The 18794-nt window shown below is 67.0% G+C and carries 21 protein-coding genes; 13 read left to right on the top strand and 8 right to left on the bottom strand.

Going from position 1 to position 18794, the window contains the following annotated elements; genetic code table 11:
- The first annotated feature begins 64 nt into the window (after positions 1 to 64).
- Entirely contained in the window at positions 65 to 1474 is a 1410-nt protein-coding gene (gene astD / locus AC0CH8_RS07575; protein WP_465239348.1) for a succinylglutamate-semialdehyde dehydrogenase, read from the top strand.
- Positions 1475 to 1591: 117 nt separating this feature from the next.
- On the opposite strand, the gene AC0CH8_RS07580 is transcribed toward astD, so the two are convergent.
- Together AC0CH8_RS07580 and AC0CH8_RS07585 are read right to left on the bottom strand one after the other, a co-directional pair.
- Positions 1592 to 3418: a DUF885 domain-containing protein gene (locus AC0CH8_RS07580; protein WP_465239349.1), complete on the bottom strand. Its 1827-nt coding sequence runs from the start codon at positions 3416 to 3418 to the stop codon at positions 1592 to 1594.
- A gap of 46 nt (positions 3419 to 3464) precedes the next feature.
- Complete coding sequence (locus AC0CH8_RS07585; RefSeq protein WP_465239350.1) at positions 3465 to 3590, bottom strand: hypothetical protein; 126 nt, start codon at positions 3588 to 3590, stop codon at positions 3465 to 3467.
- Positions 3591 to 3657: 67 nt separating this feature from the next.
- Here AC0CH8_RS07585 and AC0CH8_RS07590 point away from each other — a divergent pair, with 67 nt between their 5' ends.
- Complete coding sequence (locus AC0CH8_RS07590; RefSeq protein ID WP_465239351.1) at positions 3658 to 4356, top strand: NlpC/P60 family protein; 699 nt, start codon at positions 3658 to 3660, stop codon at positions 4354 to 4356.
- A 102-nt stretch (positions 4357 to 4458) separates the two neighbouring features.
- Here the strand turns inward: AC0CH8_RS07590 and AC0CH8_RS07595 are convergent, their stop codons facing one another.
- The gene (locus AC0CH8_RS07595; protein ID WP_465239352.1) at positions 4459 to 5865 is read right to left on the bottom strand and encodes a helix-turn-helix domain-containing protein; all 1407 of its coding nucleotides are present in this window, start codon (positions 5863 to 5865) and stop codon (positions 4459 to 4461) included.
- A gap of 199 nt (positions 5866 to 6064) precedes the next feature.
- On the opposite strand from AC0CH8_RS07595, the gene aceA reads away from it, so the two are divergent.
- Both aceA and AC0CH8_RS07605 read left to right on the top strand, forming a co-directional pair.
- Positions 6065 to 7339 (top strand): isocitrate lyase, encoded by a 1275-nt coding sequence (gene aceA / locus AC0CH8_RS07600; protein WP_465239353.1) that lies wholly within the window; start codon positions 6065 to 6067, stop codon positions 7337 to 7339.
- Between the two features lie 45 nt (positions 7340 to 7384).
- Positions 7385 to 7543, top strand: a complete 159-nt coding sequence (locus tag AC0CH8_RS07605; RefSeq protein ID WP_168377291.1) for a hypothetical protein — start codon at positions 7385 to 7387, stop codon at positions 7541 to 7543.
- Between the two features lie 59 nt (positions 7544 to 7602).
- On the opposite strand, the gene AC0CH8_RS07610 is transcribed toward AC0CH8_RS07605, so the two are convergent.
- Positions 7603 to 7971 (bottom strand): STAS/SEC14 domain-containing protein, encoded by a 369-nt coding sequence (locus AC0CH8_RS07610; protein ID WP_465239354.1) that lies wholly within the window; start codon positions 7969 to 7971, stop codon positions 7603 to 7605.
- A 130-nt stretch (positions 7972 to 8101) separates the two neighbouring features.
- On the opposite strand from AC0CH8_RS07610, the gene AC0CH8_RS07615 reads away from it, so the two are divergent.
- From AC0CH8_RS07615 to AC0CH8_RS07635, 5 genes are all read left to right on the top strand, one after another.
- Complete coding sequence (locus AC0CH8_RS07615; protein WP_465239355.1) at positions 8102 to 8860, top strand: SDR family oxidoreductase; 759 nt, start codon at positions 8102 to 8104, stop codon at positions 8858 to 8860.
- 15 nt (positions 8861 to 8875) lie between these two features.
- Positions 8876 to 9985 carry a glycoside hydrolase family 130 protein gene (locus tag AC0CH8_RS07620; protein WP_465239356.1) on the top strand — a complete coding sequence of 370 codons (1110 nt, stop codon included), beginning with the start codon at positions 8876 to 8878 and terminating at the stop codon, positions 9983 to 9985.
- Between the two features lie 33 nt (positions 9986 to 10018).
- Positions 10019 to 11155: a glycosyltransferase family 4 protein gene (locus AC0CH8_RS07625; protein ID WP_465239357.1), complete on the top strand. Its 1137-nt coding sequence runs from the start codon at positions 10019 to 10021 to the stop codon at positions 11153 to 11155.
- Positions 11156 to 11261: 106 nt separating this feature from the next.
- A complete protein-coding gene (locus AC0CH8_RS07630; RefSeq protein WP_465239358.1) occupies positions 11262 to 12665 on the top strand; it encodes an NAD(P)H-dependent flavin oxidoreductase in 1404 nt (467 codons plus the stop codon).
- An 8-nt stretch (positions 12666 to 12673) separates the two neighbouring features.
- Positions 12674 to 13390 (top strand): glutamine amidotransferase, encoded by a 717-nt coding sequence (locus AC0CH8_RS07635; protein ID WP_465239359.1) that lies wholly within the window; start codon positions 12674 to 12676, stop codon positions 13388 to 13390.
- A gap of 157 nt (positions 13391 to 13547) precedes the next feature.
- Here AC0CH8_RS07635 and AC0CH8_RS07640 read toward each other — a convergent pair whose 3' ends face one another.
- Together AC0CH8_RS07640 and AC0CH8_RS07645 are read right to left on the bottom strand one after the other, a co-directional pair.
- The gene (locus AC0CH8_RS07640) at positions 13548 to 13739 is read right to left on the bottom strand and encodes a YMGG-like glycine zipper-containing protein (RefSeq protein WP_204196028.1); all 192 of its coding nucleotides are present in this window, start codon (positions 13737 to 13739) and stop codon (positions 13548 to 13550) included.
- Between the two features lie 106 nt (positions 13740 to 13845).
- Positions 13846 to 14856, bottom strand: coding sequence for a 2-hydroxyacid dehydrogenase (locus AC0CH8_RS07645; RefSeq protein WP_465239360.1), 1011 nt, complete (start codon positions 14854 to 14856; stop codon positions 13846 to 13848).
- A gap of 108 nt (positions 14857 to 14964) precedes the next feature.
- Between AC0CH8_RS07645 and AC0CH8_RS07650 the strand changes: the two genes are divergently transcribed.
- Positions 14965 to 15462: an SH3 domain-containing protein gene (locus AC0CH8_RS07650; RefSeq protein ID WP_465239361.1), complete on the top strand. Its 498-nt coding sequence runs from the start codon at positions 14965 to 14967 to the stop codon at positions 15460 to 15462.
- 44 nt (positions 15463 to 15506) lie between these two features.
- Here AC0CH8_RS07650 and AC0CH8_RS07655 read toward each other — a convergent pair whose 3' ends face one another.
- Both AC0CH8_RS07655 and AC0CH8_RS07660 read right to left on the bottom strand, forming a co-directional pair.
- Positions 15507 to 15722, bottom strand: coding sequence for a hypothetical protein (locus AC0CH8_RS07655; RefSeq protein WP_465239362.1), 216 nt, complete (start codon positions 15720 to 15722; stop codon positions 15507 to 15509).
- Between the two features lie 253 nt (positions 15723 to 15975).
- A complete protein-coding gene (locus AC0CH8_RS07660; protein WP_465239363.1) occupies positions 15976 to 17172 on the bottom strand; it encodes an acetyl-CoA C-acyltransferase in 1197 nt (398 codons plus the stop codon).
- An 89-nt stretch (positions 17173 to 17261) separates the two neighbouring features.
- On the opposite strand from AC0CH8_RS07660, the gene AC0CH8_RS07665 reads away from it, so the two are divergent.
- From AC0CH8_RS07665 to AC0CH8_RS07675, 3 genes are read left to right on the top strand one after another with little or no spacing between them, the layout of a single operon-like run.
- Positions 17262 to 17510: a hypothetical protein gene (locus AC0CH8_RS07665; RefSeq protein ID WP_465239364.1), complete on the top strand. Its 249-nt coding sequence runs from the start codon at positions 17262 to 17264 to the stop codon at positions 17508 to 17510.
- A complete protein-coding gene (locus AC0CH8_RS07670) occupies positions 17507 to 18262 on the top strand; it encodes a prepilin peptidase (RefSeq protein WP_465239365.1) in 756 nt (251 codons plus the stop codon). Before AC0CH8_RS07665 ends, AC0CH8_RS07670 begins: the two co-directional genes overlap by 4 nt.
- On the top strand, positions 18259 to 18723 hold the full coding sequence (locus AC0CH8_RS07675) for a hypothetical protein (RefSeq protein WP_465239366.1): 465 nt from the start codon (positions 18259 to 18261) through the stop codon (positions 18721 to 18723). The genes AC0CH8_RS07670 and AC0CH8_RS07675 overlap by 4 nt, the downstream gene beginning before the upstream one ends.
- Positions 18724 to 18794: the final 71 nt, after the last annotated feature.

An 18794-nucleotide genomic window follows, 5' to 3' on the forward strand; every position in this document is an offset into this window, starting at 1 on the left:
CGATCCGCAAACGAATGCGCGCCTTCACTTGCCCGCAAGCTGGCCGCGTCTATGAAGGGCGATCATGAGCGAGATCATCTCCTTCGAACCTGCGACCGGAGCCGAGCTGGCCCGGCTGCCCATCGGCGACGTCGATGCGGAGGTGGCGGCGGCACGCACCGGTTGGGCCGGCTGGGCCGCGCAGCCGCTGGCGTTCCGGATCGAGACGATGCGCCGCTTCGCCAATGTCGTCCGCCAGCGTCAGGACGCGTTCGTCGACGTCATCGCGCGCGAGACCGGCAAGCCGCTGTGGGAGGCACGCACCGAAGTCGAATCGGTGATCGCCAAGGTCGATATTTCCGCCACCGCCTATGCCGACCGCACCGCGCAACGCCGGATGGAGGCTGCCGCCGGTGCTCGCGTGGCGCTGCGTCACAAGCCGCATGGCGTGCTCGCGGTGCTGGGGCCGTACAACTTCCCTGCGCACCTGCCCAACGGCCACATCGTCCCGGCGCTGATCGCCGGCAATGCGGTGGTGTTCAAGCCGTCCGAAAAGACCCCCGTGACGGGCAAGTTCCTCGTCGACTGCTACCACGCGGCGGGCGTGCCGGAGGGGTCGGTGCGGCTGCTCGTCGGTGGGCCCGATCAGGGCAAGGCACTCGCCGAACACCGCGACATCGATGGGCTGCTGTTCACCGGTTCGGCGCGCACCGGCATCGCGCTCAACCGGCTGTTCGCGACGCGACCGGAGAAGATTCTGGCGCTGGAAATGGGCGGCAACAACCCCATCGTCGTGTGGGACACGCCGGACCTTCACACCGCCGCCGTGCTGGTCGTGCAATCCGCCTTCACCAGCGCCGGCCAGCGCTGCACCGCCGCCCGCCGCCTGATCGTGCAGGACTCGCTCTATGACGGGCTGATCGACGCGATCGGGCGCATCTGCCAGCGGATCATCGTCGGCGCGCCGCACGACACGCCCGCGCCCTTCATGGGCCCGGTGATCGACAACGAGGCCGCCGACCAGCTGACCGAGAGCTTCCTGTCGCTTCTGATGCGCGGCGGCCGCCCGATCCGGCATCTGGAGCGGCCCGACGACCGTCTGCCATTCCTCGCCCCCGCCATGATCGACGTCACCAACATGGCGGAACGTCCCGACCTCGAACTCTTCGGCCCGATCCTGCAGGTGTTCCGCACCGCCGACTTCGATGCGGCGATCGCGGAGGCGAACAACACGCGATACGGCCTGTCCGCGGCGCTCGTCAGCCAGACACCGGCGCTCTACGATCGCTTCTGGGCGAATATCCGCGCCGGCGTCGTCAACTGGAACCGTCCGACCAACGGCGCCGCCAGCAACGCGCCGTTCGGCGGCATCGGCTGGTCCGGTAATCACCGCCCCAGCGCCTATTACGCCGCCGATTACTGCGCCTATCCGGTGGTCAGCAGCGAAAGCGACGCGGCGAGAGCCGCGATAGGGATCGGGCTGCGGGACGCTTAGGGGGCGGGGTAACCTCCACCGTCATCCCAGCGAAAGCTGGAATCTCAGGCGATTGATCCCCGCCGCCACTACGAGACCCCAGCTTTCGCTGGGGTGACGGCATGTTGCTCTTCTGCCCTACTTGGCCGCCAGCCAGTCCCCGATCTTCTTCTCCAGCACCGGCATCGGCAGCGCCCCCGAATCCAGCACCGCCGCATGGAACGCGCGCGGGTCGAACGCCGTGCCCTGCTTGGCCTTCGACTGCGCCTTCAGCTTCAGGATCGTGAGCTGTCCGATCTTGTACGCCAGCGCCTGTCCGGGGATCGCGATGTAGCGCTCCACCTCCGCCGTCGCATCCGTCCGGCTCATCGGCGAATTGGCGAGCATATAGTCGATCGCTTGTTCGCGGCTCCACCCCTTGGCGTGGATGCCGGTGTCGACCACCAGCCGCATCGCGCGCAGCATCTCGTCGGACAGGCCACCCATCCGCTGATACGGGTCCGTCTCCATGCCCAGATCGGGCCACAGCGTCTCCGCATACAGCGCCCATCCCTCGACATAGGCGGTGTTGCCGCCGAAGCGCATGAACGCCGGCAGGGCCGCATTCTCCTGCGCCAGGCTGATCTGGAAATGATGTCCCGGCACCGCCTCGTGCAGGTACAATGTCTCCATCCCCCAGGTGAACCGCGTCGGCAGATCGTAGGTGTTGTAATAGAAGATGCCCGGCCGCGATCCGTCAGGCGTACCCTGCTGGTACGATCCCGCCGCATCCGTCTTGGCGCGGAAATCGGGCACCGGCCGGATTTCGAGCGGCGTCTTCGGGATCAGCGAGAACTGCTCGCGCACGCGTGCATCGATGCGCTTGCCGATCGCCTCGTACCCGGCGCGCAGCGCCGCCGCCGACTTGGGCTGGAACTGCGCGTCCGTGCGCAGGTGATCGAAGAACTGCGCCAGCGTGCCCTTGAACCCGACCGCCTTCTGCTGCGCCGTCATCTCCCGCGTGATCCGCGCCACTTCCGACAGGCCGAGCTGGTGCACGTCGTCCGCCTTCAGCGGCAGCGTCGTGTTCTGCTCGATATTGTGCGCGTACAGCGCCGCACCACCGGGCAGCGCCGACAGCCCGACCGTATCGCGCGCCTTCGCCAGATACTCGTTCGCGAGGAAGTCGCGGAACGCGCGATGCGCCGGCAGGATCACGTCCCGCACCTGCGCCGCATAGGCCGCCGTCAGCCGCACGCGCTCTGTCGCCGGGATGCCGTCCGGGAACATCGTGACGGGTGCGTAGAAGGTCGACTTCTCGACGCCCTCCGCGATCAGGTTGTCGAACTGCGCGATCATGTTGCGCACGACCAGCTTGGGCTGCGTCACGCCCTTCGCCATGCCCTCGCGCAGGCGGTCGGTCAGCCGCTGGTACAGCGCCGCATAGCCGGCGTTACGCTTCAGGTTATTGTCGTAATCCTGGACCGTCTTGAACGGCGCCGCGCCCTTGCCCGACGCGAAGTCCGGGTAGAAGGTCTGGAAGCCGTCGAAATGGCTGACCGGGAGCAACCGGACGATCGCCAGCAGTTCGGGCGTATAGCCCTTCAGCCCGATCCCGATCTGGTTGCGGAACACGTCGTATGCAATGCGATCGACCGGTGTCAGCGTCGCACGATCGATCGCGTTCAGCGCCTTCAGGTCGGCTTCCAAATTGCGCTTATCCCGCGCCAGCCGCGCGTCGGTCAGATATTCGCCGAACTGGTCGGCGTAGCGCATGTCCCCGCGCGCGATCGCACCGAGCGGCGACAGAGCCAGATCACGCTCGTCGCTGTCGTAGAACAACCGCTTCAATCGCGCATCCTCGGGCCCGTCACCGGCGATGGGCACGGGCGGCGGCAGCGCCTGACCGGAAGCGATCGCCGGCACCCCGACCACCGCGATCAGGGCAGCGGAGGCGAGGAGAAGAACGGGCAACATCGAACGCATGGACAGGCACTCCGGAAGGCGCCGCACCGGCGGCCCCGCTACTCGCCTAGCGTTCTGATTCGTCGCGCGAAAGCCACTCCTCGCCGGTCGTGCCGATCACCGCGCGATGACGCTGGCCGATCAGGCAAGACGTGGATCGACCGATCACAACAATCGGCAACATATGCAGCATGAGTGATAGACTCCGTCATCCATGCGCGCGAATATCCCACATTCGAGGGCGAGTCGGGGGAATTATCATGAAGATCATCGAGGTACAGCAGGCACTGGCGCAAAAGGGTTACAAGCCCGGTGCACTGGACGGAGTCTGGGGACGGCAGACGGCATCTGCATTACGGTCCTTCCAGGCCAGCAACAACTTGCAGGCAGATGGAATCCTTGGAAATCTGACACTCGCCGCGCTCTTCCCCGATACGAAGCTGCCGCGAAAACTGGATGATCCCAGCCTGGTCTGGTTCAAGGAAGCCCAGCGGCTGCTCGGTACTCGCGAACATCCCGGCGTGGGATCAAACCCGGAGATCATCGAATGGGTCAAGGATATGAAGACGCTCGATTACAAGTCGGACGACATTCCCTGGTGCGGCCTGTTCGTCGGCCACTGCATCTCGTCGACACTGGACCGCGAACCTTTACCGACCCGCGTGCTGAGTGCCCGCGCGTGGGGCGCGTTCGGCATCGCGACGAAGCCCACGCCGGGTGCGGTCATGGTCTTCTGGCGAAAGGCCAGGGACAGCGGATTGGGTCATGTCGGCTTCTATGCGGGCGAGGATGCGGACGCCTATCGCATCCTCGGCGGCAATCAGTCGGACAGCGTCTCGCTGGCCTGGGTCGCCAAGAGCCGGTTTATCGCGGCACGGTGGCCGGCGACGGTGTCGCCGCCGGTGCCCGTCGAGGTCACGGTCGCCCGCAAGGAACCCTTGTCGTGGAGGGAGGCCTGACCGCGCGGGCCGCGCGGGCCGCGCGCGTCGATCTGGCGGTCGGGCTGTTCCGGGACCCGCCGTGCTCCCTTCGCTCGCGGCCTGCACGCCGACCCGGCGTCCTCAATCCCCCGCAAAGGTTAGCGCCGTCACTCGCCGCTCGCGCTCGTTCACGGTCAGCGCGCGTCCCGCCGGCGGCGCGGACCGCTGCGGACAGTCGGCGCGCAGGCACGCGCGGCATCCCAGCCCGATCGGCGTGGCGCTGCCGCCGAGGTCCAGCCCGCGTGCCGCCGCCAGCCCGCGCGCGAACTCCGCCGCCACGCCCAACCCCACCGCGAACGCCACCGGCACGCCACCAACCCGCCGCGCCTGCGGCGTCACCGTTCGCGCCATCGTGACGAAGCGAGCGCCGTCCTCCAGTTCGACCAGTTGGGTCGCGACCTCGCCCGGCCGGTCGAACGCATGGTGTAGCCGCCAGAGGGGGCAGCGCCCCTCGACCTCGACCAGCGCCGCTCCGCTCGCCCCGGGATAGCGTTTCGAGGATTGTCCGGCGCGATCGACGCGGATCATGAAGAACGGCAGCCCGCGCGCGCCGACCCGGCTCAGCGTGGTCAGCCGATGCGCCACCTGCTCGAACCCCGCTCCGAACCGCCGCCCCAGCAGTTCCACGTCGTACCCCGTCGCCTCGCACCCGCGCAGGAACCGGGCATAGGGCATCATCAGCGCCGCCGCCCAATATCCGGCCAGATGGCGCCGGAACAGCCGCTCCGCCGCACGCGTCACGAACGCCTCGCCGCGCACCAGCGCGTCGATCTCCGCCCGCGCCTCGATCTGCGCCAGTTGGAACGCCGCCGCGAAGGTCCGCGCGGAAGGCCCCAGCAATTCCGACAGCTGCAGCTGCCGCGCATGCAGGTCCAGCCGCCGCAGCACATCCGGCAGCACGTCCACCGGCAGCACCCGGATCGACAGGCTGTGCCGCACGCGCAACCGCTCCGCGACCGCGCCGTACAGATCACCCGCGCCCAGCCGCAGCTCGTCCGCCAGCGCCTCCGCCGACGCGTCGAGGTCGGCGAAATGATTGCGCCACCGCCCGATCGCGCGTCGCACCTCCGCGAACGGATCGTCGGCCACGGGCGCTCCACCCTCGCTGCCACCACCACCCAGCCGGTCGAACACCCTTGCGAACGCCGCCGCACCGCCGGGGGCGGCCGCCAGCCAATCCTCGACCTCGTTACGGTCGATCTCCAGATCGGCGAACATCGGGTCGGCCAGCCGCCGCCGCATCGCTGCCGCGCCGCCCCCGGGGGCGTCCGCCGCCAGCGCGCGCGGGTCGAAGTCGAACCGTTCAACCAGCCGCATCACGATCGCCGCCGACACCGGCCGCTGGTTACGCTCGATCAGGTTCACATAGCTGGTGCTGACCTCCAGCATCTCTGCCATCTGTACCTGACTGAGTCCCTGTGCCCGCCGCAGCCGCCGCAGCGCATGTCCCGCCAGCAGCTTGCGCCCACCTGTTCCTGCCCCGGCCATGTCCTACAGCCTCCCGATCCTGTATTTCCACACACAGTCGACAGGAGCCCGGATTATGTCAATAATTTACAACATGACAGTCGCCGAAGTGGAAGTCCTCCACTTCGCGACCGCATGAAGAACGGAGAACATCTGTTCGTTCGCCTCCACTTCCTCCACTTCGACGGACAAGACGGATGACACTGTAAAGGATGTGACAATGACCTTCGACGATCTCGTTCCCTCGCCCCCCGGTCGCTTCGACGGGATCGACCGTCCATATTCGCCGGAGGATGTCGCCAAGCTGCGCGGATCGGTGCCGATCGAACATACGCTGGCGAAGCGCGGCGCGCTGAAGCTGTGGGAGCTTTTGAATACGGAAGATTACGTCCACTCGCTCGGCGCGATGACCGGCAATCAGGCGATGCAGATGGTGCGCGCCGGACTGAAGGCGATCTACCTGTCGGGCTGGCAGGTCGCCGCAGATGCCAACACCGCCGGGGCGATGTACCCGGACCAGTCGCTCTACCCCGCCAATGCCGGCCCGGAACTGTGCAAGCGCATCAACAATGCGCTGCAACGCGCCGACCAGATCGAACATTCGGAGGGCGGCGCGCAACGCGACTGGTTCGCGCCGATCGTCGCGGATGCGGAGGCCGGCTTCGGCGGTCCGCTCAACTGCTTCGAGATCATGAAGGCCTACATCGCGGCAGGCGCGGCGGGCGTGCATTACGAGGACCAGCTCGCCTCCGAAAAGAAGTGCGGCCATCTGGGTGGCAAGGTGCTGATCCCGACGCAGGCGCATATCCGCAACCTCGATGCGGCGCGCCTCGCCGCCGACGTGTCGGGCGTGCCGACCGTGATCTGCGCCCGCACCGACGCCGAAAGCGCGAAGCTCATCACCAGCGACGTGGACGAGCGCGATCACGAGTTCCTGACCGGCGAACGCACGCCCGAAGGGTTCTTCCGCCTCAAGGACGGTACCGGTGTCGATCATTGCATCAAGCGCGGGCTGGCATTCGCGTCGCATGCCGACCTGCTGTGGTGGGAGACGTCGCACCCGAATCTCGACGATGCGCGGCGGTTCGCGGAGACGATCAAGCGCGAACACCCGAACAAGATGCTCGCCTATAACTGCTCGCCGAGTTTCAACTGGGAGGCGAACCTCGACAAGGACGACATCGCTCGCTTCCAGCGGGAGATCGGCGCGATGGGGTACAAGTACCAGTTCGTCACGCTTGCCGGCTTCCACCAGCTCAATCACGGCATGTACGAACTGGCGTCCGGCTACCGCGACCGCGGCATGGCGGCCTATTCGGAACTGCAACAGGCCGAATTCGCTAGCGAAGCCAAAGGCTACACCGCCACGCGTCACCAGCGTGAGGTCGGCACCGGCTATTTCGATCTTGTCGCGCAGGCCGTCGCCGGCGGCGAGAGCAGCACCACCGCGCTCGCCGAGTCCACCGAAGCCGCCCAGTTCCACAAAGCCGCCTAGTTCCACCAAGCCGCCTAGTCAGAGCAGCAAATCAGGAGACGATCGATGCCGAACACCGAACCCCAACGCAGCCGCGCCGTCTTTTCGACGGAGGATTTCGGCCTGATGAAGGAAGCCGTCGCCGATTACGTCCGCAAGATCGCCGACGATCCGCGCTCGGCGAAATTCTCCAACCTGTACCACCGCCTGGGCCGTCTCGGCTGACGCGTTTTCCGGGAGAGGAAGCCCGCCCGTCGCCGGTCACCGGCGGCGGGTTCGGCGCGTCATGCGAACAGCCACGCCCTGGCAGCGTCGAGGTCGGTGAAGAACTCCACGTCGGGCCGATCCGTCAACCGCCGCGTCTGCATGCGGGCAAGCGAGGAGCCGGTCACGAAGGCGAGGCGCTTCGACCGATTTTGCGGCGTGCTCACGATCTTGGCGAACATCGCGACAATGTCCTGCAACTGGATGCGCATCTCGGTGACATCGACCAGCGTGATGTGATCGTTCGGACCACAGTTCAGCGTCGGCACCTTCTGCCGCAGATCGGCATCGAACGCGCCGACATCGGCCTGCGAGAAGAAACCGCCCATCCTGATCGACAGAAGGTGAATGGTCGGATCGACCGTGATCGAGAAATGCGCGTTCATCATGCGTCCCAGAGGGCAGGAGCGGTTATCTCGCAGAAAAGCATGAACAATCTGCAACCCTTCGGATCACGTCGCGGGGAACCACGAAGGGGGTCGGGCGTCCCTAGCGACGAACAGCCAAGTGGATGATATCATGACGGAATTGACCGATGCTCACACCGCCGTGACCCCTTTGCAGGGCCGCCGCGCGATCGTCACCGGCGGCACGACCGGCATCGGCCGCGCGATCGCCGTGCTCCTTGCCGCGGAGGGTGCGAAGGTGTTCGTCGGCGGCACGAGCCCGGAGCATCTGGAGGACGCGCTGGCCCGCATCCGCGAAGTGGGGGAGGGTGACGGCACGGTCCTCGACCTCGCCGTCGCCGGCAACGCGCAAAAATTCGTGGAGGCCGGCGAAGCGTATCTTGGCGGCCTCGACATCGCCGTGATGAACGCCGCCGTCGCAGCCGAGGGGTTGACCGACATGAGCGAGGACGAGGTCGCGCACGCCGTGGCGCTCAACTTCACCGCCTATGTCATGGGCGCGCACGCATCCGCCGCCCGGCTGAGCACGACCGGCGATCTCGTGCTGATCGGATCGATGAGCGCACACGTGCTCGGGCCCGGATCGACCGTCTATGCCGGGATCAAGGCGGGCATCGCCGGCTTCTCCGAAGCGCTGCGCCGCGAACTCGGACCCAAGGGCATCCGCGTCGCCTTGGTCGAACCCGGCCTGACCGGATCGACCATGCAGGAGCCGGACACTCCGCCCGAGGAGCAGCGCGAAAAGATCGCGGAAGAAACGATGCTGCGCGCCGAGGACATCGCGGTCGGCGTCCATTATCTGCTGACTCAGCCGAGCCGCACGGTGGTACAGCAACTGACGATCGTGCCGCGCGCCCAAGCTGGCGAGTAAAGGACCAAGACGCTGATGCCGCTCGACCACCTCGTCTTCACCCCCGCCGATGTCGATCTGTCGCGGTCGCCCCTGGCGGGGAAGATCGACGCCGAAACCTATGTGCTGGGCGCGTTCAACCCCGGCATGACGCGGCTGGCGAACGGCAACCTGCTGCTGATGGTCCGCGTCGCAGAGGCGCTGAAGCAGCCGATCCACGACGGGCATATCCACGCGATCCGCTGGGCGGACGGTGCGTATCATCTCGACGCGTGGCCGCTTGCGCTGGTCGACACCGCCGACCCGCGCAAGTTCCTGATGCGCGGCGGCGGGTGGAAGGTGCTGGCCCTGACCAGCCTGTCGTGGCTGCTGCCCGTCGAGCTGGATGCGGAGGGGCGCAGCGTCGTCGCCGTGCACTACGATCGCGCCATCGCCCCGACTGCGAACTATCAATGCTACGGTGTTGAGGATGCGCGGATCAGCCGGGTCGGCGACCGCTTCCTGATGACCACCTGCTCGGTCAGCCCGGAACGCCATTGCACGACGATGTACAGCAGCGCCGACGCGCTCGACTGGACACTGGAGGGGATCGTCCTCGACCACCAGAACAAGGACATGCTGGTGTTCGAGGGGTTGGTCGGCGGCAAATACTGGGCGCAGACCCGCCCGCTCGGCGACCTGTATTTCGCCTATCCGCCGGGCAGCGAGTGGCGCGCGGGACCATCAATCAACCTGTCGACCTCACCGGACGGCCTGCACTGGAAACCCTATGACAAGCCCGGCATCCGGCCGCATGCGGCGACAGTCTCGACCGCACGGATGGGCGGGGGAACCCCGCCGATCCTGACAGATGCAGGCTGGCTGACGCTGTGGCACGGGGTGGAGCCGTCGGGCGTCGTCGGCATCTATCGCACCTATTGGTCGATCCTCGACCGCGACGACCCCAGCGTTACGGTGCGCACAGAACACACTCCGCTGCTCGAACCCGCGCCCGCGCTGACGGAACCGCTGAAGGACAGCCTGTACCTGGACAACGTCGTGTTCACGACCGGCATCGCCGACGCCGGCGACCATTATGTCGTCGCGAGCGGGGAGGCGGACCTGGCTTGCCGGATCACGCACGTCGCGAAGTCGGTTTTCGCGTAGGAAGCGGGTGCGCACGACGCTATCGATGCCGGCATGACCGCGCCCGTTCACATCCTTCACCTCCATTCCTCCTTCGACCTCGGCGGCAAGGAGGCCCGGGCGGTACGGCTGATGGGCGCATGGGGCGACCGCGCGCGGCACACGATCGTGTCGGGCGTGCCCGGCGCACTCGGTGCGCGGGACTCCATTCCGAAAGGTGTCCGCTACGAGATCGCGCAGGGCGACCTGCCGCTGACCGGTCGCCCTTCGGTCAAGCGCTACGAGGCGATTGCGCACTATATGCGTCGGTTCGATCTGGTGCTGACCTATAACTGGGGCGCGATCGACGGTGTCATGGCCCGCCGCGTGTTCGCCAAGGGCGCGCCGCCGCTGGTCCATCACGAGGATGGGTTCAACGAAGACGAAGCGGCCGGTTTGAAGATCGAGCGCAACATGTACCGCCGCGTCGCGCTGCCCGCGGCGCACGCGCTTGCGGTCCCGTCCGAGGTGCTGGAGGCGATCGCACTGAAAGCTTGGAAACAGCCGGCAGCGCGCGTGCACCGCATCGTCAACGGCATCGGCACCGCGCATTATTTCCGCGATCCCGAACCGAAGGCGATCCGTGGGCTGGTCCGCAAGGAAGGCGAGGTCATCATCGGCGCCGTCGCCGGCCTGCGCGCGGTCAAGGACCTGCCGGCCCTGGTCCGCGCAGCCGGTGGACTGTCGGGCAAGTTCCGGCTCGTCATCGTCGGCGAGGGCCCGGAGCGGGCGACGATCGAGGGCGCGGCGATGGCGATGGGATTGTCCGACCGGCTGCTGATGCCGGGCTTCGTCGACCGTCCGTACCGCTATCTACGCCACTTCGACCTGCTGGCGCTGTCGTCGAAAAGCGAACAGTTCCCGATTTCAGTTGTTGAGGCGATGGCCGCCGGGCTGCCAATCGCCAGCCTGCCGGTCGGCGACGTGCGGCGGATGGTCGCGCCGGAGAACCTGCCCTTCATCGCCGAGTATCCGACCGAGGTACGTCTGCGCGACGTGATGCAGGGCCTGATCAACGATCCCGCCGCGCGGGCGGCGGTCGGCGCGGCGAACCGTGTTAAGGCTGTCGCGGAGTATGACGAGGCGACGATGATCGCGCGCTACAAGGCGCTGTACGAGCAGGCGCTGGACCGGCCCGGCGCGCTGGGCTGACGGCGCAGTGGACAGAGCAGCTATGGGCGCATGATCCATGTTTCGCTCGCACGCCCGCATCCATCCGCTATAGGAAGTCGTATTTCGTCCGAAAGGTGTCGTTTTCGTGTTCAAGGGTCTCTCCCCCATCAACTATAACGGTCGCGAAGTGTGGCCGCTGGTGGAGGGCGGCAAAGGCGTCGCCGCGACCAACCATGCGTCCGCAGGAGCGTGGGCCGCGGCAGGCGGCATCGGTACGGTATCGGCGGTCAACGCCGACAGCTACGATCCTGACGGCAAGATCATTCCCCAGATATACCGCTCGTTGACACGCCGCGACCGGCACGAGGAGTTGATCGAATACGCAATCGCCGGCGCGGTCGAGCAGGTGAAGCGCGCCTACGACATTGCAGGCGGCAAGGGCGCGATCAACATCAACGTGCTGTGGGAAATGGGTGGGGCACCACGCATCCTGCACGGCGTGCTGGAGCGGACGCGCGGGCTGGTGGCCGGCGTGACCTGCGGCGCGGGCATGCCGTACAAATTGTCGGAGATCACCTCCTCCTACAATGTCTCGTACCTGCCGATCGTGTCGTCCGGCCGGGCGTTCCGCGCGCTGTGGAAGCGCGCCTATTCGAAGGCCGCGGAGTGGCTCGCTGCGGTGGTGTACGAGGATCCGTGGCTGGCGGGTGGTCATAACGGCCTGTCCAATGCCGAGGACCCGCTGAAGCCGCAGGACCCTTACCCGCGCGTCAAGGAACTGCGCGACACGATGCGCGAGGGCGGCATCCCGGACAGCACGCCGATCGTGATGGCGGGCGGCGTCTGGTATCTGCGCGATTGGGAAAATTGGATCGATAATCCGGAACTCGGCGCGATCGCCTTCCAGTACGGTACGCGTCCGCTGCTGACGCGGGAAAGCCCGATTCCCGAGGGGTGGAAGGCGAAGCTGATGGAGATCGAGGAGGGCGACGTGCTGCTCCACCGTTTCTCCCCCACCGGCTTCTATTCGTCGGCGGTCCGCAATCCGTTCCTGCGCGCGCTGGAAGCGCGGTCGGCGCGCCAGATCGCGTTCTCGCAGCAGGAGGCGGGCGATCACGTTTTCCAGCTCGACGTCGGCGTGAAGGGCAAGAATTTCTGGGTGACTCAGGGCGACCTGCTGCGCGCACGCGAGTGGTTCGGCCACGGCTTCACCGATGCGCTGAAGACGCCGGACAACACGCTGGTGTTCGTGTCGCCGACCGAGAAGGGCGAGATTCGCAAGGATCAGGCGGACTGCATGGGCTGCCTGTCGCAGTGCCTGTTCTCCAGCTGGGCGGACACCGACACGAACTCGACCGGCCGGCTCGCCGATCCCCGCAGCTTCTGCATCCAGAAGACGTTGCAGGACATCGCGCACGGCGGCGATACCGAACAGAACCTGATGTTCGCGGGTCACGCCGCCTATAACTTCAAGCGCGATCCCTTCTATTCCAACGGCTTCGTTCCGACGGTGAAGCAGTTGGTGGACCGCATCCTGACCGGGGACTGACGCCAGGCATGACCATAACCGCGGCGAAACGCGCGCTCATCATCCGGCACGTCGATTACGAGGGCGCGGCCGGATACCGGGAGCCGATCCTCGCGGCGGGTTATGGCTTGGAATGGCTGGCGGCGGACAGTGCCGACTTCTCCGGCGACATACTCGATACACCCGACTTGCTGGTCGTCATGGGCGGCCCGATGGGGGTGTACGAAACGGATGCTTATTCATGGATCTGCCCCGAAGTCGCCGCGATCGGCCGGCGATTGGTCAAGGGGCTGCCGACATTGGGCATCTGTCTCGGCAGCCAGATGATCGCGGCGGCATTGGGCGCGGCGGTATATCGGGGTCCGCGCACCGAGATCGGCTTCTCGCCGCTGACGCTGAGCGACGACGGCCGCGGATCGCCACTGGCCGCGCTGGCGGAGGTGCCGGTGCTGCACTGGCATGGCGATACGTTCGATCTTCCGGCTGGTGCGACGTTGTTGGCGTCGAGCGACCTTTATGCGCGGCAGGCGTTCGCACTGGGCGAAACCGTCCTCGCGCTGCAATTCCATGCCGAGATGGGCGAGGACGCGCGCTTCGACATCTGGCTGGCCGAGGGGCGCGACTATATGGCGGACGCGGGCATCGACCCGGCGGCGGTCGAAGCGGACCACGTCCGGTTGGGTCCAGGCGCGGTCGCGGCAGGCCGTGCGATGATCGCCGATTGGCTGGCGCGGCTGCCGGCATGAACGCGAGCGTGGCCGGGGTCCCAGACGTCAGATAGTGCTCGACCGAGGCGAAGCTGGTTCGCCTCGGTCGCGAGGTAAAGGAGCAGGCGCTGGCGGCTAAGCCCCCTTGTGAACGCTCCTCAACGGACTGTGGACGATCATCGCCCGCGGATCACCGTCAGTCGGCGACGGTGCCGACCACCGCGCCGGCGGTGCCACCGACGGCTGCGCCCTTACCGACGTCGTTACCCGTGACCGCCGCGACGCCGGCACCACCCGCACCGCCGATCGCGGCACCACGGAGCGTCGAGCAGGCCGACATCGAAACGGCGGACGCGACGAGCAGGGCGGACAGGGCGATCTTCTTCATGGGGAAATCCTTGTGTTCGGGGTAGATACCCGACCAAAAGGATGACCGCTGCGTTATGTTCCTGCCGTTTCGGGAGCGAAATGCTGCACAGCAGCAATGGCTGGCCTCACGCCCAACCTTCCAGCACTTGATCGGGTGGGCGGTGGCCGTCGGCCCACATGCGGATGTTCTGTATGACCTTCTCACCGCTCGCGAGGCGGCCTTCGTAGGTGGCGGAGCCCATGTGCGGCGTCATGACGACGTTGGGCAGCGCCAGCAGGCGCGGATCGATGCGCGGTTCGTGTTCCCACACGTCCAGCCCGGCGCCCGCCAGCCGTCCGCCCTCGAGCGCGTCGACAAGCGCCTCCTCATCGACGATGCCGCCGCGGCTCGCGTTGATCAGGTACACGTGCGGACGCATCAGGCCGATCCGGCGCGCGTCGAGCAGCAGGCGGCTGTCGGCGTTCAACGGCGTGTGGATCGTGACGATATCGACCGCAGTCAGCATCGCGTCGAGATCCGCGTGGAAGGTCGCGGCGAGCTGCGCCTCCGGCACGGCAGGAAGGCGGTGGCGGTTGTGATAGTGGATGGCGAGGCCGAATGCGCGTGCCCGCGCCGCAACCGCCTGACCGATGCGGCCCATGCCGACGATGCCCAGCGCCTTGCCGCCGATACGGTGGCCGAGCATGCCGCCGGGGCTCCAGCCATGCCATTCGCCGGATCGCACCAGCTTTTCGCCCTCCGCCAAACGGCGCGGGACCGACAGGATCAGCGCCATCGTCATATCGGCTGTATCTTCGGTCAGGACACCGGGCGTGTTGGTGACGATGATCCCGCGCGCGCGGGCCGCCTTCAGGTCGATGTGGTTCACGCCCGCACCGAAATTGGCGATCAGCTTCAGGCGTGGGCCGGCGGCGGCGATGATCGCAGCGTCGATCGCGTCGGTGACGGTCGGGACCAGCACGTCGCAATCCGCCACCGCGGCGGCGAGCTGCTCGCGCGTGCGCTTGATATCGGACGGATTCAGGTCGGTGTCGAACAGCGCCGCCATCCGTCCCGTCACCAGATCGGGCAGGTCGCGCGTGACCACGACTTTGGGGTGCGGAACCCGCGGACGCGAGGGGCGCGTATCGGACATGGCAGCGGGCTTGGCGGAGGCGACCCGGCACGTCAACGCTCGTTGCTCGCTGGTCGTTGATCCGCGCACGGCTTTCGTGGAAGAGCAGACGCGAAGGGGTTTCGTATCATGCGTTTCTTGGCGTTCGCGCTTATCGCCGCGGTGGCATCCGGCAGCGTCGTTATCGCGCCTCAAGCTGCGACCGCGCAGGTCAAGCGTCAGGTGCCGTACTGGGCGTCGATCGGTCCCGGGCAGGCGCGGATGCGGACCGGCCCGGCGCGCGCCTACCCGGCAAGCTGGCTGTACCAGCGCGCCGACCTGCCCGTGCAGGTGGTGCAGGTGTTCAAGGAGTGGCGCAAGGTGCGCGATCCGGACGGCACCGAGGGCTGGATGCAGGGCACGCTGTTGCGCGAGACGCGGACCGCGATCGTACGCGGAACCGAGCCGCTGGCGATGCGCGATCGCCCATCGGCGGATGCACGGCTGGCGTGGCGCGCGGCGCCGGGCGTGGTCGGGCGGATCAGTCAATGCGCAAACGGCTGGTGCCGCTTCGACGTGAAGGGGCAGGTCGGCTTCGTCGAGCTTGGGCAGCTTTGGGGCGTAAGCCCGACCGAAGTGCTACCCTGAAGAAAACTCAGCAGGGTGCCGGAACCGATCCGGCGCTGCCGGGTTCAGGAAATCGTCGGGTAGGGCGCAGCGCCCAGCAGCGACAGACTGACCCATGCCATGCACAGCACCGAAAAGGTCATCGATACGCCACAGGCGAGTTGTCCGGCGTAGACGACGGCACGACCGTTGGGCCGCTGTTCGCGGCGGTTGCGGCTTGCGGTCGACAAGACGAACGCCACGACGACGGCGTAGGCCATCACCAGAACATCGAACAACATTTTCCCTCCGGTTGTACCGCTGGCATCGATTGCGCGGCGTGCGAGGGAGATCAATCGTCCACGCCGCCGTCCGCCCCGTCTATGCGACGAATGGTTAACGCCGCACAAAGACGCGAGTGGGAGCCGCTTCGATAGTCCTGCCACGCTCGTCCCGGCATCGACTGCTCCGCAGACTCGCAGTCGGCTGAACGGTGGATGTCGTGACGAGCCCGGCCTGACGCAGGCGACGCTATGCGGCGACGCGCTCCGTCCGTCAGATCATCTCCACCGCCACCGCAGTCGCCTCGCCACCGCCGATGCACAGCGAGGCGAGGCCGCGCTTCCCGCCGGTGGTTTCCAGCGCCGACAGCAACGTCGCGATCACCCGCGCGCCGCTCGCCCCGATCGGGTGGCCCAATGCGCAGGCGCCGCCGTGGACGTTGACCTTGTCGTGCGGCAGATCGAGGTCGCGCATGGCGATCATTGCCACCGCAGCGAAGGCTTCGTTGATCTCGAACAGGTCGATATCCGACGCCCCCCAGCCCGCCTTGTCCATCGCCTTGCGCATCGCGAATACCGGCGCGGTCGTGAACTTGGCGGGGGCGTGAGCGTGCGCGGCGATCGAGACGATGCGTGCGATCGGCGTCAGGCCGAGGCGGTCGGCAACCGACTGGCGCGTCATCACCAGCGCCGCGGCACCGTCCGAAATCGACGAGGCATTGGCGGCCGTGATCGTGCCGTCGCGGCTGAATGCGGGCTTCAGCGTCGGAATCTTGGCGACATCGCCCTTGGCGGGTTGTTCGTCGAGCGTGATCGTCGCGCTGCCCTTGCGGCCCTTCACCTCGATCGACACGATCTCGCGATCGAACGCGCCGTCCTTCTGGGCCGCCTGCGCACGGTGCAGCGACTCGATCGCGTAATCGTCCATCTGGGCGCGCGTGAACTGATATTCGGCCGCGGTATCCTCCGCGAAATTGCCCATCAGCTTGCCCGGCTCGTACGCGTCTTCCAGCCCGTCGAGGTACATATGGTCGTACATCGTGTCATGACCGATCCGCGCGCCGGCGCGGTGCTTCTTCGACAGATACGGGGCGTTGGTCATGCTCTCCATGCCACCCGCGACGAGCAGGTCGACCGATCTGGCAGCGAGCGCTTCCGCGCCCATGATCGCGGCCTGCATGCCCGATCCGCACATCTTGTTGACGGTCGTCGCCTCGACATGATCGCCCAGACCGGCGCCGATCGCCGCCTGGCGCGCCGGAGCCTGACCCAGGCCGGCGGGCAGGACGCAGCCCATATAGATGCGCTCGACATCGGCGGCCGACACACCCGCCCGCTCGACCGCGCCCCTGACCGCCGCGGCGCCCAGTTCCGTCGCGGTTGCGCCCGACAGACAGCCCTGAAACGAGCCCATCGGTGTCCGTGCGTAGGACAGGATGACGACAGGGTCGTTCGAGGCGGTATCGGACATGACGGGCTCTCCGGGAGTTTTTCTTTGCGCGCGATCTAGCGTTGAGCGGGGTCAATGGCAAAGCCGTGTGCCCCGGCTACACGATCGGCATGGAAACATTGACGGACGGCATCAAATGGTATGCCTCGCTCTCGGGCATCCTTGCGGCGTTCATGGTGTCGCTCGATTACGGGCGACGGCTAACCGGATGGGGGTTCGTGATCTTCGTGACCTCGTCGGTGGCGTGGTTCGCGGGGGCGTGGCTGACCGAGGATTGGGCACTGGGGACGCAGAATACGGTGTTGTTCGGGATCAACCTGCTGGGCGTCTATCGCTATCTGATCCGACGTAACGGGTGAGCGAGCCTGCGTTCTGGGCGCTGATTCTCGGCGGACTGGGCGCGATCATCGGCAGCTTCTCGGCGGCACTTGTCCTGCGCTGGCCGGAGGGGCGTTCGGTCATGACGGGGCGATCCGCCTGCGATGCATGCGGCCGGACATTGCGCGCGCACGAACTGGTGCCTTTGCTCAGTGCCGCGCTCCAGCGCGGGCGTTGTCGTCATTGCGGCAGTCGGATCGATCCTTGGCACTGGCGGATCGAGGCGGCGGCGGTTGTGGTCGGGGTCACGGCGGGCCTGATCGCGCCGGGCTCGACCGCGGTCGCGGGTGCGGTCTTCGGGTGGCTTCTGCTGGTGCTGGCGGCGCTCGACTGGCGGGCATTCTGGTTGCCCGATCGGATCACTGCTTTGCTGGCGTTGGTTGGGATGGCGGGTGTGGTGGCCGGGCTGGAGCCGGGGCTGGAAGATCGGCTGATCGGCGGCGCGATCGGCTTCGGGCTCCTGTGGGCGATCGCTACGGGATACCGGCTGATCCGTGAGCGCGAGGGGCTGGGCGGCGGCGATCCCAAACTGCTCGGTGCGATCGGATTGTGGCTGGGCTGGCGACCGTTGCCGGCGGTACTGGTGGTCGCCGGGCTGATCGGGCTGGGCATCGTGCTCGTGCGGCGGATCAGCGGGCAGACGGTCGCGCGCGACGATGCGCTGCCGCTCGGGACACTGATGGCGCTGGCGGCTTATCCCGCGTGGCTGATGATGATAGGGGCGGGGGCATGATCGCGCTCCTCCTCCCGATGTTGCTGCAAGCCGTTCCGGTCACGACGTCTCAGGTCGTACCTGTGTCGCCACCGCTGACGGTGCCGATCCCCGGCACGCTGCCGAAACAGGCGCTGCCCGCCAAGGGATGTGCGGTGTATCTGTGGAGTGCGGAGGATCGCCGGCTGGTGGCGATGGCCGGTGCCGATCCGGCGACGTTGCGGCTGGTGCTCGATGGCAAGGTCGTCGACATCGCCCGCGCCGAGCAGGCGGGTGGCGCGGGGTTCGGCTTCGGAGACAGCACCACCTACCGGCGCGACGACATCACCGCGACGCTCGCGATCCAGATCGCGACGCGGAGCGATCTGGTCGACGGTGCGATCGTGCCGACGGCGACGCTCAGCCTCGCCAAAGGTGGTGGCGACGCGCTGGTCGTGCCGGTCGGCGGCCTGATCGGATGCGCGAAAAGTCCCACTCCGTGAAACCAAGCCTAAATCAGGGCGTTCAGTTGCGAGCGAAGGTATACCGAACACGGATGCCGGCGTGAAAGGGG

The organism is Sphingomonas sp. AC435 (genome assembly GCF_979253005.1).

Bases quoted from the DNA above. Each gene is read 5' to 3' on its own strand.
- AC0CH8_RS07580 (WP_465239349.1), bottom strand. From the start codon at position 3,418: ATGCGTTCGATGTTGCCCGTTCTTCTCCTCGCCTCCGCTGCCCTGATC.
- AC0CH8_RS07635 (WP_465239359.1), top strand. From the start codon at position 12,674: ATGACCATAACCGCGGCGAAACGCGCGCTCATCATCCGGCACGTCGAT.
- AC0CH8_RS07590 (WP_465239351.1), top strand. From the start codon at position 3,658: ATGAAGATCATCGAGGTACAGCAGGCACTGGCGCAAAAGGGTTACAAG.
- aceA (WP_465239353.1), top strand. From the start codon at position 6,065: ATGACCTTCGACGATCTCGTTCCCTCGCCCCCCGGTCGCTTCGACGGG.
- AC0CH8_RS07625 (WP_465239357.1), top strand. From the start codon at position 10,019: ATGACCGCGCCCGTTCACATCCTTCACCTCCATTCCTCCTTCGACCTC.
- AC0CH8_RS07675 (WP_465239366.1), top strand. From the start codon at position 18,259: ATGATCGCGCTCCTCCTCCCGATGTTGCTGCAAGCCGTTCCGGTCACG.
- AC0CH8_RS07655 (WP_465239362.1), bottom strand. From the start codon at position 15,722: ATGTTGTTCGATGTTCTGGTGATGGCCTACGCCGTCGTCGTGGCGTTC.
- AC0CH8_RS07615 (WP_465239355.1), top strand. From the start codon at position 8,102: ATGACGGAATTGACCGATGCTCACACCGCCGTGACCCCTTTGCAGGGC.
- AC0CH8_RS07645 (WP_465239360.1), bottom strand. From the start codon at position 14,856: ATGTCCGATACGCGCCCCTCGCGTCCGCGGGTTCCGCACCCCAAAGTC.
- AC0CH8_RS07610 (WP_465239354.1), bottom strand. From the start codon at position 7,971: ATGATGAACGCGCATTTCTCGATCACGGTCGATCCGACCATTCACCTT.
- AC0CH8_RS07585 (WP_465239350.1), bottom strand. From the start codon at position 3,590: ATGCTGCATATGTTGCCGATTGTTGTGATCGGTCGATCCACGTCTTGC.
- AC0CH8_RS07605 (WP_168377291.1), top strand. From the start codon at position 7,385: ATGCCGAACACCGAACCCCAACGCAGCCGCGCCGTCTTTTCGACGGAG.
- AC0CH8_RS07640 (WP_204196028.1), bottom strand. From the start codon at position 13,739: ATGAAGAAGATCGCCCTGTCCGCCCTGCTCGTCGCGTCCGCCGTTTCG.
- AC0CH8_RS07620 (WP_465239356.1), top strand. From the start codon at position 8,876: ATGCCGCTCGACCACCTCGTCTTCACCCCCGCCGATGTCGATCTGTCG.
- AC0CH8_RS07595 (WP_465239352.1), bottom strand. From the start codon at position 5,865: ATGGCCGGGGCAGGAACAGGTGGGCGCAAGCTGCTGGCGGGACATGCG.
- AC0CH8_RS07660 (WP_465239363.1), bottom strand. From the start codon at position 17,172: ATGTCCGATACCGCCTCGAACGACCCTGTCGTCATCCTGTCCTACGCA.
- AC0CH8_RS07650 (WP_465239361.1), top strand. From the start codon at position 14,965: ATGCGTTTCTTGGCGTTCGCGCTTATCGCCGCGGTGGCATCCGGCAGC.
- AC0CH8_RS07665 (WP_465239364.1), top strand. From the start codon at position 17,262: ATGGAAACATTGACGGACGGCATCAAATGGTATGCCTCGCTCTCGGGC.
- astD (WP_465239348.1), top strand. From the start codon at position 65: ATGAGCGAGATCATCTCCTTCGAACCTGCGACCGGAGCCGAGCTGGCC.